Genomic DNA, 12,659 nt, shown 5'->3' with positions numbered 1-12,659 from the left:
GTGCACTCCTCATAAGCAGGTTGGGGAAAGTCTAGCGGCAGCCTTCAGGTTGCGGCGCGGGTGCGTTGCACAGCACGAACAACCTTGCCCTCGCCCCGCCGCCCTCCTGGCGGCTGAGTTCGCGCCAGCCGTCTGGCAGCGGCGCGAATTCATCGGGCGCTTCGTTGCTGCTGACCAGCCACACCCGGCGGGTGTCGGCGGGCAGTGCCGACAAATGATCGAGGTAGATGCGCCCACCGTCCTGGTCCACCAGCGTGCCAAAACCATAGGCATTCGGCCGGGTCGAGGTTCCGTCGGGCTTGGGCGGTGTGAACAGCTGCAACTGGGCATCGGTCTGGTCGTAATACACGTAGCTCAGGTACCACAGCATGTCGCTGAGCACGATCCGATCGTCTTCCTGGTAATTGCGATTGATGAACTCCACCGGCACGTTGAACTGGTCCTGTTCATCCACCGTGAACGTATTCTTCAACCCCAACAACTCCACGCCGGCAACCAGCACAAACAGTGCCGCACCCAGCCATGCCAGGCGTGACGGCAGGCGGTCGATGGCAAGCGCAATGAGGATCGGCAAGCCCAAGGCGTACACCGTGAGATAACGCTCGATAAACACCGGCGATATAAACGAAACCCCATACACCAGCAGCAACGGCAACAGGAAAAACAGCGCCAGCAGGCGCGCCGGCCGGAAGTGCCAGGCAGTGATTGCAACCACTGCAACCAACAGCAACGGAAAAAGCCAGAACAGCGGCGGCCAGACTTCAACCGCTTCATCCTGCAACAGGAACTGCCAGATCATCGACGGCAGGGACAGCAGATTGACCGGATCTTCCCAGCCAATGTCGCCGCCCACCTTGAGCTGGTCGACGTGCTGCACCAGGTTCAAAAGGTTGGGTAGCCAGGGCAGGTACAACAGCACAATCGTGACGTTGGCCAGCCACCATGCCTTACGCGTAATCAAACGTTGGCCAGGCGGCTGCAACCCCAGGTACGCCCAATGCACCAGCACGCACAGCGCGGTGAAGTAATGGGTGTAGAAACCTGCGCTCATCAGCACCACATAAGCGGCCAGATAACGCGTGCGTTCGGGCTGGCGCATCCAGTACACCAGCGCCAGCGTAGCGCCCAGCAGCCAGACGCCGAGCAGCGAATACATGCGCACTTCCTGGCTGTAGCGCACCGCGGTGGGCAGCAGCGCCAGCAGGAGGCCGGCCAGCACTGCGGCGCGACGGGTAGACAGTTGCTGCGTCAGCCAGATACCCAGGCCCACCACAACGGCACCGGGGATCGCGCTCATGCTTCTGATCGACCCGATGCTGTCGCCAAACACCTCGATCCAGCCGCGCAGCAGCAGAAAATACAGCGGCGGGTGCACATCGTGGGCGGCGTGAAACCACAGGTCAGTCGCCGCGTATTCGCTGAGCAACAGGCTTGAGCCTTCGTCCCCCCAGATGGCCGCCGAGGTCAGGTGGTAAAACCGCAGGGCAATGGCCAGTGCCAGGACCGGCACCCACCAGAGGCGGCTGAGCCAACCCGCGCCCTCCCAGGTCAGGCGATTCAAAGCAGGCACGGCCCGGATATTTTCGTTTTGCTCTACCACAGACCGACGCACCTCAATTCCCCTGGCATTGCTCTGATTGCCTACGCACACCAGCGCCACTCTAGGCCAAAAGCCCTGGATTGGCTGCCGGAATCGGACAAATCAGCAATTTGCGTAGGCCTTCACCGAAGCGCTTGTCGGATCAGGCTATGATTGCCGTCCTCCAAGGACCCAGGATCAAGGAAACGTTATGCGCATCGGTTTGCTGTCACCTCTGGCTCTGGCCCTGCTGGCCGGTATTCCCCTGGCAGCCCAGGCCAGTTCCGACGACTCGTGCTACCCCGATTGGCGGGTGTCGCGTGACAGTCTTGAACCCTGCAGCAACCAGCCCTTCCTCAGCCCAGGCAACGACAGCCGGGTCAACCTGCGCCTGTTGCTGGCCGACAAGAAAACCGCGCCACTGGCGCCCAATGCCTTGGGCGAAGACGACCTGGCCCAGGGTTTCGGCCCGGTGCCGTTTCCGGTGTACCGCCTGGTTCCGATTCCGGCCGGCGAGGATGAACCGGATAACCAAGCCGACGATTCGCGCACCGCCGAACTCGACACCCTGCTTCAGCCGCTGGGCATCAAGCGTGAGGACTACACAACCGCAGGCCAAGCCTTCCTCAGTGGCGAAGGCAGCCGCTGCCGCAGCAATGATGACGACAGCGCCACAGCGTTTATCAGCCAGGTGATCAAAGCCGACATGCCGCCCGCCGAGCGCGACGTGCTGGTCAGAGCCCGTTTACAGCTGCTGACCACCTGTGACGGCGACGCGCAGGTGGTGGACGCGCAGTTGACCCCTTCGGCCAACGCCCAACTGTTTCGCACGTATCTGCAGGCCGCCGCTGATTTCTACGGCGGCCGCTTCGGTAACGCCGAGCGCGGTTTCGCCGCCGCCTCGACCAGCGAGGTGCCCTGGCTGAAGGAAACTGCGCTGTACATGACCGCGCGCACCTCGCTGAACCAGGCCCAGGCCCAAGCGTTCGACGAATACGGCATGCCCCAGCGCGAGCAGGTGGATAAGTCCGCGCTGAGCGACGCCGAAGAAGGCTTTCTCGGCTACCTGAAAACTTACCCACAAGGCGCTTACGTGGCGTCCGCCCATGGCCTGCTGCGCCGCGTGCATTGGCTGGCGAATGACCAGACCAAACTCGCCGAAGACTTCACCTGGCAGTTCACCGAGGCCACCGAGGCCCAGCGCAATGTCAGTCTGGACGCGTTGGTGGAAGAAGCCGACCTTAAATTGCTGATGGCCCGCAACCCGGCGGCGAACAGCCCGATGCTGCAACTGGTCAACGACCTGATGGCCATGCGCGCTCACACCCCGCCGCTGTTGAGCCGCGAAGACCTCGATAAACAAAAGAGCACCTTCGCCAACGAGCCGGCCCTGTTCGACTACCTGCAAGCGGCGTATGCGCTGTACGTGGAGCATCAGCCAGACGCTGCGCTCAAGCACCTGCCGACGGATGTGCCGTCTAACCTGGATTACTTTGCCTTCAGCCAGCAAACCCTGCGCGCCCTGGCCATGGAAGCCAAGCAAGACTGGAAAGGCGCCGAAGCGCTGTGGCTGCAACTGCTGCCGCTGGCCAAGCAACCGTTGCAACGCGACCAACTGGAGCTGGCGCTGGCGATGAACTACGAGCGCAGCGGCCAGTTGGCCAAGGTGTTCGCCGCCGACTCGCCGATCAGTGCCAGGCAGGTGCGCTACATCCTGCTGCGCAACGTCGCCGGGCCCGACCTGCTGCGCCAGCAGATCGCCAAGGCCAGCGACCCGACTGAACGCCAGACCGCGCAATTCGTGCTGCTGTACAAGGACCTGCTGCACGGCCAGTTCGCCACGTTCGCCGACGACCTCAAGCAAGCCTCGCTGTCTGAAGACAAACTTGGCACCAGCCTGGGTTACACCTACAGCAGCGGGCAGAGCCTGACGCTGTTCCAGTGGAACGGTGATAAAGCCGAATCCGGCTACGCCTGCCCCAGCATCGCGCAAACCGCTGCCGCCTTGCAGAGCGAGGCGAAAAACCCGCAAGCCCTCAACTGCCTGGGTGAATTCATCCTGCGCAATGGCCTGGACGGCATGCCGCTGGAACAAGCCCGCGCCACCGGCAGCCTTGGCGGCACCGCCTCGGAGTTCAAAGGTGAAACTTTCTCGCGCCTGGACGGCTACAAGCAGGTGATCGCCAACCCCAAGGCCGCGAAAACCGACAAGGCTTACGCACTGTTTCGCGCGATCAATTGCTACGCGCCGGCCGGCTACAACAGCTGCGGCGGCGAAGATGTGGCACCCGCCGTGCGCAAGGGCTGGTTCCGTCAGCTCAAGACCGGTTTCGCCGATAGCCAGTGGGGCAAATCGCTGCAGTATTACTGGTGAAAACCCTGTGGCTGGGCCTGCTGTTGCTGGCAAGCCCGGCCTTTGGCGCCGTTGACGCTCGCGACTACGACGCCTTCTGGCTGTGGAGCGGCGTTGCGCCCCAGCCGGTGATCAAGCAGGCCAGAACGCTGTACATCCTCCAGGGCCAGATCAACTCCACACGCCGCGCACCGCAACGCGGTGTGCGCCTGATCGCTCAGGGCATGAGCGTGCCGCGTATCACCCAGGGCGACATCTGGGTGGTGTACCGCGCCCACACCCTGCGATGGCCGGAACAGGTCTACACCCAACTGCTCGGCCAGGTACAACGCTGGCGTGAGGCGGGCAACCCGGTGGTCGGCATCCAGATCGACTTCGACGCTCGCACCCAATACCTGCACGAATACGCCGCCTTCCTGCGCGATCTGCGCCACCGCCTGCCGGCTGACCTGCGCTTGAGCATCACCGGCCTGATGGACTGGAGCAGCAACGCCGACCCCACCGCCATCGCCCAACTCAAAGGCGTGGTGGACGAAGTGGTGGTGCAAACCTATCAAGGCCGCCACAGCATTCCCGACTACGCCGCGTATCTGCCCCGGATGAACCGGCTGGGCGTGCCGTTCAAGGTTGGCCTGATTCAGGGCGGGGAGTGGCAAGCGCCGGGATATTTGCAGGGGAGCGAGTGGTTTCGGGGGTATGTGGTGTTCTTGCAAAACCCTTAGATCGGCATTGAGCCGAATGCTTCTCTGTAGGAGCGAGCTTGCTCGCGAAGAACTCAGGGCCTGCGCGTCTATCCAGAATGAACGCGTTGCCTGGAAGGCTTTCGCGAGCAAGCTCGCTCCTACAGGGACTGGCATTCGCATCGAGCTGGATATTTCTCAAACTGGATTAAACAATATGGATGATATAAGTTACCTTTAGCCAATTAAAGGTTGATATATCATGCAATCCAATAAAAAGCCCAACGCCCACAAAGGGTACATCTCAGAGCGAAGCGATGAGCTGATGAAAGGTATTGGAAACGGTATCGAAATAGCCCGTGTTCGTCGTCGGCTGAAGATTTCCACGATATGCAGTCGCGCGGGCATCACCCGGCAGACGTATCAACGGCTGAGACAGGGCGAAGCCGGTGTATCCCTCGGTGTACTGATGAATGTGCTCAGCGCGATGGACCTGGAGGAAGGGATGGCGAGCATCGCATCGCCAGACCTTGACCAAGTGGGGATTACCCTGAGCCTCGCCCGTGAGCCTGACCGAATTCGCACAGAAGGAGACCCTCATGTCCTGGAAGCCGATTGGTAATGCATTTGTTTTTTCGGCTCACTCATTCGGTGATCCGGTTCCCGTCGGTGAAGTGGCCATGTACGGGGGCGGGTTCGTTTTTCGCTACGCGAACAGCTGGCTCGCGCGGCCCAACGCATTCGCGATTGACCCGCTGAATTTGCCACTGACCCCCAACCAGTATTCCTCCACGCGCATGTTTGGGGTGCTTGACGACGCCACTCCGGACAATTGGGGCCGGCGTGTTCTGCTGGCCACCCACAAACAGCATCCGCAAAACGACATCGAATGGCTGCTTGCCTCGCGGGGTGCCGGGGTTGGTTGCCTGCTTTTCAGTGCTTCGCGCCATCTGTTACCTACCCTGCACAAGCCGCCACAATTTGAAGATCTCGAAAAAATCATGGTGGGCCTCGATCAAGTGGAGAAAGGCGATGTGGACCTCCCTGCGGAAATCGCACGGCTATTCGAGTTCGGAAGCTCTATGGGCGGCGCCAGACCCAAGGTCACCGTGACTCATGAAGGTAAGGAATGGATTGCCAAGTTCGGCCGCAGCGACGATGTTTTCGATCAGCCCCGTGCTGAATTTGCCAGCCTGCAAATGGCGAACGCGGCGGGTCTACCGGCAGCGGGGCACAAGTTGGTCGAGGTAGCCGGCAGACCGGTGTTGATGGTCGAGCGTTTTGACCGGCATGAAGGAACGGGGCGCGAGCACTATGTCAGCTGTAACTCTTTGGTGAGCGTCGAGAAGCCGAGAATGCGCGTTGGCGCGGTTGATAGTGACGTTTCCTATTCCAGAATCGCGGACGTTTTGAAGAAGGTCAGCGACGATGCAACGCTCGACATGCGTGAGCTTTACCGGCGTATGGCGTTCAATGTGCTCATCGGAAATAGCGACGACCACCTGAAACAAACCGGACTACTTTTGACCAGCTCGTCGGGCTACTCGCTTGCGCCAGTATTCGACGTACTGCCCCACCCAACGCAACTAGGCTTGCAGGCGCTCATCATCGGGAATGAGGGAAGGGTATCGTCTATCAGCAATTTGCTGAGTACGCCTGAGCGCTTTGGGTTGGGGATGGATGAAGCAAGATCCATCGTCACTGACGTATATGCCGTCGTGCGAGAAGCCTCCGGTTTTTTTGAGGCGGCAGGCTGCAGCGGTGCCGATGCCGGCATGCTTTCCACGGTATGCTCCCGGTTTGAAACGCAGCTGATCGCATGACCCGGGTGCGCAGCCGAAGACGACGTCACGTCCGCCCTATTGCGCATCTGAACGCGCCAGCGGATACACCGACTCCCAGCCGCCACCCAAGGCTTTGTACAAGCCAACCATGGCCAATGACACACCGGTAGAACTTTCTACCCACTGCTCCTGGGTCGCCAGCAGCGCGCTTTGTACGGTGAGCACGTTGACGAAATCCGCCACGCCTTCGACGTACTGGTGCTGTGCGGTGGTCAGGGCGATCTGGTTCTGGCGCACGGCTTCGGCGAGGCTGTCGCGGCGCAGTTGGCTGGCGTTGTAGCGGGTCAACTGATCGTCGATTTCATGCCAGGCGCGCAGCACAGTTTGCTGGTAGGCCAGCGCCGCTTCCTGCTGCTGGGCTTCGCGCAGATCCACCATGCCTTGCAGGCGCCCGCCGTTGAACAGCGGCAGGCTGAACTGCGGGCCGAAGGCAAAGGCGCGCGAGCCCCAGGAGCCGAGATCCGAGAGCTGCATGGCCTGGGAGCCGAGGCTGCCGGACAAGGTGATGCGCGGGTAGAAATCACCCTTGGCCACGCCGATGCTGGCGGTGGCAGCGTGCAGACGAGCTTCTGCCTGGCGGATGTCCGGGCGGCGCTCGGCCAGCTCCGACGGCAGGCCGATAGCGACCTGGCGCTGGGTCTGCGGCACGGCGGCGTCCTTGGACAGTTGCGCGTGCAGGGCCTGCGGTGGTTCGCCCATCAACAGGCTGAGGGCGTTGATCAACTGGTCCTGGCGCTGCTGCAAGTCCGGCAGGCGCGCCTCAATGGCGGCGACCTGGGCGGCGGCTTCGGCCACGTCCAGGTCGGTCGCCACGCCATCGGCCAGGCGCAGTTGCGAAAGCTTGAGGCTGTGGCGGGCGACGTCGAGGTTCTGCTCGGTGACGGCGCGGGTGTTCTGTACGCCACGCAGTTGGATGTAATCCTGGGCGGTCTCGGCCAGCACCGAGAGCAACACGGCGCGGCGGTCGTTCTCCGCAACTTGCAGGGTGGCGTCCGCGGCTTCGGTCTCGCGCTTGACCCGGCCCCAGAAGTCCAGCTCCCAGGCGGCGGAAAAACCCATGTCCCATTGGTTGAACGCTGCACGGCCGTTCTCGCCGGAGGGGTCGCTCAAGCCTTTGCCACTGTTGCGCTTACGCTGGTAGGCGCCGCCGGCATCGAGGCTGGGATAGCGCTCGGCGGTGGTCACCTGGCGCACAGCGCGGCTTTGTTGCAGGCGGCTGCTGGCCAGTTTCAGGTCGAGGTTATCGCTGAGGGCGCGGCGTGTGAGGGCCGACAACTGTGCGTCGTGGAACACGTCCCACCAGCGCTCCTGCAACGGGTCGCTGTTGGCGCGGCTGGCCGCCTGACGCCCCTGCGGCTCACTCCATTGGGCCACCTGGGGAGCTTGCGGCCGTTGGAAATCCGGGCCGACGGTGCAGGCGCTCAAGCTGATCAGGCTCAGGGTGAGCCAGGCGAGGTGTCTCATTGCTGGGCCACCTCAGTTCGTTGCGCTGCGTGGGTGTCGACGCTGGCTTCTACCGACATACCGACGCGCAGGCGTTCGGTGAGCGGCTGGTTCGGCTCCAGCACAATCTTCACTGGAATACGCTGCACCACCTTGGTGAAGTTACCGGTGGCGTTGTCCGGCTTGACTGAGGCAAAGGTCACCCCTGTAGCCGGCGCCAGACTTTCCAGATGGCCGTTAAGCACCTCGCCATCGAGGCTGTCGACCCGCACCTGCACGGCTTGGCCGGCCTGCATGTGGGACAGTTGGGTCTCCTGAAAATTGGCCACGACATAGGCTTCGGCCAGCGGCACCACGGCGAGGATCTTGCTGCCCGGCGTGACATAGGCGCCAACCCGTACCGCACGCTCACCGACCATGCCGTCCACCGGCGCGACGATGCGCGTGTAGGACAGCTGATAACTGGCCATCTCCAGCGCAGCTTGGGCGCGCTTGAGACCACCTTCAGCGGCGTCACGCTGGGCCGTGAGGATTTCCACTTGCTTGCGTTCGGCTGCCAGCACCGCAGTGGATTTGGCCAGGCGCGCGGTGGCCTGGTCGATACGGGTCTTGGCTTGTTGGGCGTTCTGCACAGTACCCGCGCCGACGCCGGCGAGGTGGTTGTAGCGGTTCAGTTCGTGTTCGGCAAACGCCACTTCGGCGCGATCCGCCGCCACGGTGGCCTGGGCCTGGGCGATCACCGAGCTTTGGCGCTCCAGGGTCGCGGTGGCGTTTTTCAGTTGGGCCTGGGCGACCAGGGTGTCGGCGTCGGCGGCCTGGGCGGCGGCGCGGAAATCGCGGTCGTCGATCAGCGCCAGTAACTGGCCGGCCTTGACGCGCTGGTTGTCTTCCACCCGCACTTCCTTGATGAAGCCCGCTACGCGAGGGGCGACCAGGGTGAAGTCGGCGGCGACGAAGGCGTCGTTGGTGGTCTGGCGCTGGCTGCCGACGATGCCCGGCGCAACCAGATACACCAGCACGCCCACGGCAAATACAGCGATGACGGAGACGGCAATTTTGTCTTTGCGTTTCATGAGAAGTCCTTGGGGTCAGGTCGGTGCGCGAGGCGGAAAAATCCGCGTGGGCATCCAGAAAATCAGCAGGATCAACGCCACCGCGACGCCCGCCATGACGACATACAGGTCCGAAGACGTGAGCACCACGACCTGCTCGTGCAGGCGGTGCGCCAGGCCTGGCGCGTCAGCGTCGGCCAGGGGCGAGTTGCCCAGGCGGTCCACCAGCATGGTCGAGTGGTAATGGCCGCGTTGGGTGGTCAGCGTGTCCAGCACGGCGGTGGCGATCACAGCGGACAAGCCCTTGACGGTGTTGAACCACGCCGAGGCGAACGGCCCTTCGATGGGCTGAATGCTGCCGGTGGACAGCATCAGCAGCGGCAGAACGGCCATCGGCTGACCGAAGATCTGCAGCAGGTACCAACCGTAAAAATCATCGCGAATCCACGCCGAGGTCAGGTGCGAACTGCCGAGACAGCACACCACCAGCATGCCCAGGCCAATGCCCAGCACCCAGCGGCAATCGACCCAGCGCAGATTGCACAGCGCCGCCACCAACGGCAGCGCGATCAACTGCGGCAACGCCATCAGCAGCATCACCGGCGCGGTCTGCAGCGGCCGGTAGCCCTGGACCTGAGCAAGAAAACTTGAGGGGATGATGATCACCGAGGTCAGCACCATCAGCACGCCGGCCAGCACGATCAACGCGAACGCCAGGTTGCGCAGGCCCAGCATCTGCAGCTTGAAGAACGGCAGCGGTTGCGACCATTCGTTAAGCATGAACAGCACCATCAACACTGTGCCGCCACTGAGCAGAAAGGTGATCAGACCCGACTCGAACCAGTCCAGGCGATTGCCTTGCAGCAAGCCGATCACCAGCATGCAGATCGCCGGAAAGCCCAGCAGCAGGCCACGCCAGTTGAACTGCTTGAAGCGTTCCAGGCGCAGCGGATCCTGCGGCAAGCCGTAGGCGACGGCAGCCATCGCCACCAGGCACGGCCCGACAATCTGCCAGAACGCCCATTGCCAGCCGACGTATTCGGTCCAAAGCGCCGCCAGCGGCGTGCCCAGGCTCGGGCCGAAGGTGGCCGTGAGTGCGTAACCGGCAAGGCCGTACAACTTGACGTTGGCCGGCAGGAAACGCAGCGCCACGGTCATCAGCATCGGCGGCAACGCGCCGCCGGCCAGGCCTTGCACGGTGCGCAGCAACAGCAGGCTTTCGTAGTTCGGGGCGAACGGGCACAGGATGCCGAGCAGGGTGAACAGGCCAATCGCGCCCAGGGTGAAGCGCCGCAGCGACAGCGTGACCGCGCACCACGGCGCGAACGCCATCGCAGCGACGGAAGTGGCGGTGTAGGCCGCGACCAGCCAGGTGCCTTCGTCAAAACCGATGTACAGCGCACCACGGATATCGGCGAGGGCGACCTTGGTGACCATCTCGTTGAGACCGGACACCAGCACCGCCAGCAGCACGCCGACCAGACCGATGATGATACGCGGGCCGAACACCGGTGGGCTGAGCGCAGTGGGCTTGGCTGCGGCCTCGAGGGCGGGGGCAGCGAGGGACGTCATGGACAGGTAACTCGGAATAGGAAATACCCGAGCAGTTTAATCAGGCTCTGGCATGACAAAAAGTTACTTGTTGGCAGGTTATAAGTGCGTCAGGCGCAATTCATCTAGTACTGCATGGGTTTTTAATGTGGGAGGGGGCTTGCCCCCGATTGCGGTGTAACAGTCACCTGATGTGAAACTGAAACACCGCTATCGGGGGCAAGCCCCCTCCCACATTTTGATCGTGCTCGGCTTGAGCTATCCGCTGGGCTGGGCTTCCAGCCAGGTGGCGTGGCAGCTTTCGCGCATGGTTTCGCGCAGCCATTTGTGGGCAGGGTCTTTATCGAAGCGTGGGTGCCAGGATTGCGCCAATACCAGGGTGGGCAGGGAAATCGGCAAGGCGAAGGCGCGCAGCGGCAGCTTCAGGCGCCGGGCGCTCAGGAGGGCTTCCTTGGGCACCGGCAGCAGAAGGTCGGAATCGGGAAGCATGAACATCGCGCCGTGAAAACCGGGGGCGATCATTGCCACATGGCGCTCCAGGCCCTGGGCGTTCAAGGCGGTGTCGATGGGGCCGCGAGCAATGCCGCGCCGCGAGATGCTGATGTGGGAATAGCTGGCAAAGCGTGCGGCGGTGATCTCTTCGTCGAACAGCGGGTGATCCTCCCGGGCCAGTCCGACGAACGTCGTCGAGAACAGGTTTTGCACCTTCACTTCGGGACCGGCGGGCATGGTATTGCTCACCCGCAGGTCCAACCGCCCTTCGCGCAGCGCTTCGTCGTCGGTGTCGCCTTCGGGCACGAAGCGCAGTTCGCACAGCGGCGCCACGCGCTGCATGGTGTCGAACAGTCGCCCGCCATACACGCCGATGAAGAAGTCATTGGCGCGCACGCTGAAGCGGCGGCGCAGGGTACTCAAATCGACCTGGTCGGCCGAGCGAAACAATAAAGCGGCCTGCTCCACCACGTTGCGCACCTGGCCTTGCAGCTCCAGTGCCTTGGGCGTCGGCACCAGGCCGCGACCCGCGCGCACCAGGATCGGATCGCCCACCGCCTCGCGGATCCGCGTGAGGGTGCGGCTCATGGCCGCCGGGCTCAGGTTCATCCGCCGCGCGGCGCCCACCACGCTGCCTTCATCGAGCAAGGCGTCGAGGGCGACCAGCAGGTTCATGTCCGGTAGTTGCATGCCAAGCACTCGTGTTCGGTTGGGAGTGAACTGGACGCAATGCTAGCAGGCTTTTACTGGTTCAGAATGGCACATCGCCCTGGATGGTGGTGCGAAACAACTTGCGCCGCAGGTGGCTTGGGCAGCCGGCGGCCAGGTGGATCAGCGAGCGGTTGTCCCAGAACACCAGGTCATGGGGCTGCCATGCGTGGCGGTAGATATTTTCCGGCAGCACGCTGTGAGCGTAGAGCTGGGCCAGCAGGTCGCGGCTTTCGTCATCGGGCAGGCCGACGATGCGGGTGGTGAAGCCTTCGCTGACAAACAGCGCCTTGCGCCCATTTTCCGGGTGGGTACGCACGATGGGGTGCACCACTTCGGCCACTTGGGCGAGCTGTTCCGGGGTTAACGTGGGGCGCCAGTTGCCTTCGAATTTGGTTTCGCTGTAACGCGCGGTGTAGGAATGCGCGGCGCTGCGCCCTTCGACGGCTTTGCGCAGGTGATCGGGCAGTTGCTCCCAAGCTTTGTGCATGTCGGCAAACAGCGTGTCGCCGCCTTCGGATGGCAGTTCCTGGGCATGCAACATTGAGCCCAGGCTCGGCAGCTCCTTGTACGACAGGTCCGAGTGCCAGAACTTGCCGGCATCGCCCAGGCCGATGGATTGGCCGTTTTCGATGATGTTGGAGACGATCAAAATCTCCGGGTGGTTGGCCAGCAGAAACTGTTTGAGCACGTGGATTTGCAGCACGCCAAAGCGGCGGCTGAAGGCGATCTGCTGTTCGGGGGTGATGCGTTGGTCGCGGAATACGATGACGTGGTGATCCAGGTGCGCGCGATGGATGCGGGCGAAGTCGTGGTCGTTGACCGGCTGGGACAAGTCGAGGCCGATGATCTCAGCGCCGACACTGCCGGGGAAGGGGCGGATGTCGAAGGTTTGGTTGATGGTGGGCATTGGATTCACTTCCGGCAGACAGGGGAGTGAATTTATAGATCTAAGAA

General features: G+C 62.7%; 10 protein-coding genes. 4 read left to right on the top strand and 6 right to left on the bottom strand.

Annotated features, from left to right (window positions below; translation table 11 throughout):
* Positions 1-31: 31 nt before the first annotated feature.
* The gene (locus QF045_RS03670) at positions 32-1,612 is read right to left on the bottom strand and encodes a glycosyltransferase family 39 protein (RefSeq protein ID WP_306491091.1); all 1,581 of its coding nucleotides are present in this window, start codon (positions 1,610-1,612) and stop codon (positions 32-34) included.
* Positions 1,613-1,790: 178 nt separating this feature from the next.
* Here QF045_RS03670 and QF045_RS03665 point away from each other — a divergent pair, with 178 nt between their 5' ends.
* The 4 genes from QF045_RS03665 to QF045_RS03650 all read left to right on the top strand — a co-directional run bounded on the left by QF045_RS03665 (position 1,791) and on the right by QF045_RS03650 (position 6,435).
* Complete coding sequence (locus QF045_RS03665) at positions 1,791-3,953, top strand: outer membrane assembly lipoprotein YfiO (RefSeq protein ID WP_306491090.1); 2,163 nt, start codon at positions 1,791-1,793, stop codon at positions 3,951-3,953.
* A complete protein-coding gene (locus QF045_RS03660) occupies positions 3,950-4,654 on the top strand; it encodes a DUF3142 domain-containing protein (RefSeq protein ID WP_306491089.1) in 705 nt (234 codons plus the stop codon). The genes QF045_RS03665 and QF045_RS03660 overlap by 4 nt, the downstream gene beginning before the upstream one ends.
* 220 nt (positions 4,655-4,874) lie before the next feature.
* Complete coding sequence (locus tag QF045_RS03655) at positions 4,875-5,234, top strand: helix-turn-helix domain-containing protein (RefSeq protein ID WP_306491088.1); 360 nt, start codon at positions 4,875-4,877, stop codon at positions 5,232-5,234.
* Positions 5,212-6,435 (top strand): type II toxin-antitoxin system HipA family toxin, encoded by a 1,224-nt coding sequence (locus tag QF045_RS03650; RefSeq protein ID WP_306491087.1) that lies wholly within the window; start codon positions 5,212-5,214, stop codon positions 6,433-6,435. The genes QF045_RS03655 and QF045_RS03650 overlap by 23 nt, the downstream gene beginning before the upstream one ends.
* 36 nt (positions 6,436-6,471) lie before the next feature.
* Here QF045_RS03650 and QF045_RS03645 read toward each other — a convergent pair whose 3' ends face one another.
* The 5 genes from QF045_RS03645 to QF045_RS03625 form a co-directional block, all read right to left on the bottom strand.
* Entirely contained in the window at positions 6,472-7,920 is a 1,449-nt protein-coding gene (locus QF045_RS03645; RefSeq protein ID WP_306491086.1) for an efflux transporter outer membrane subunit, read from the bottom strand.
* Positions 7,917-8,972 carry an HlyD family secretion protein gene (locus QF045_RS03640; protein ID WP_306491085.1) on the bottom strand — a complete coding sequence of 352 codons (1,056 nt, stop codon included), beginning with the start codon at positions 8,970-8,972 and terminating at the stop codon, positions 7,917-7,919. The genes QF045_RS03645 and QF045_RS03640 overlap by 4 nt, the downstream gene beginning before the upstream one ends.
* Before the next feature lie 15 nt (positions 8,973-8,987).
* Positions 8,988-10,523 (bottom strand): MFS transporter, encoded by a 1,536-nt coding sequence (locus QF045_RS03635; RefSeq protein ID WP_306491084.1) that lies wholly within the window; start codon positions 10,521-10,523, stop codon positions 8,988-8,990.
* Between the two features lie 237 nt (positions 10,524-10,760).
* Positions 10,761-11,684 (bottom strand): LysR family transcriptional regulator, encoded by a 924-nt coding sequence (locus tag QF045_RS03630; RefSeq protein ID WP_306491083.1) that lies wholly within the window; start codon positions 11,682-11,684, stop codon positions 10,761-10,763.
* 61 nt (positions 11,685-11,745) lie between these two features.
* Positions 11,746-12,612, bottom strand: coding sequence for a TauD/TfdA family dioxygenase (locus tag QF045_RS03625; RefSeq protein WP_306491082.1), 867 nt, complete (start codon positions 12,610-12,612; stop codon positions 11,746-11,748).
* Positions 12,613-12,659: the final 47 nt, after the last annotated feature.

This window comes from Pseudomonas sp. W4I3, from assembly GCF_030816195.1.
Taxonomy (GTDB): Bacteria; Pseudomonadota; Gammaproteobacteria; order Pseudomonadales; family Pseudomonadaceae; genus Aquipseudomonas.
Note: the sequence above shows the minus strand (reverse complement) of the source record. Positions and strands in the feature narration are given on the sequence as shown.

Excerpts from the sequence above, each read along its gene's own strand:
- QF045_RS03665 (WP_306491090.1), top strand. The coding sequence starts at position 1,791 with ATGCGCATCGGTTTGCTGTCACCTCTGGCTCTGGCCCTGCTGGCCGGT.
- QF045_RS03655 (WP_306491088.1), top strand. The coding sequence starts at position 4,875 with ATGCAATCCAATAAAAAGCCCAACGCCCACAAAGGGTACATCTCAGAG.
- QF045_RS03650 (WP_306491087.1), top strand. The coding sequence starts at position 5,212 with ATGTCCTGGAAGCCGATTGGTAATGCATTTGTTTTTTCGGCTCACTCA.
- QF045_RS03645 (WP_306491086.1), bottom strand. The coding sequence starts at position 7,920 with ATGAGACACCTCGCCTGGCTCACCCTGAGCCTGATCAGCTTGAGCGCC.
- QF045_RS03640 (WP_306491085.1), bottom strand. The coding sequence starts at position 8,972 with ATGAAACGCAAAGACAAAATTGCCGTCTCCGTCATCGCTGTATTTGCC.
- QF045_RS03635 (WP_306491084.1), bottom strand. The coding sequence starts at position 10,523 with ATGACGTCCCTCGCTGCCCCCGCCCTCGAGGCCGCAGCCAAGCCCACT.
- QF045_RS03630 (WP_306491083.1), bottom strand. The coding sequence starts at position 11,684 with ATGCAACTACCGGACATGAACCTGCTGGTCGCCCTCGACGCCTTGCTC.
- QF045_RS03625 (WP_306491082.1), bottom strand. The coding sequence starts at position 12,612 with ATGCCCACCATCAACCAAACCTTCGACATCCGCCCCTTCCCCGGCAGT.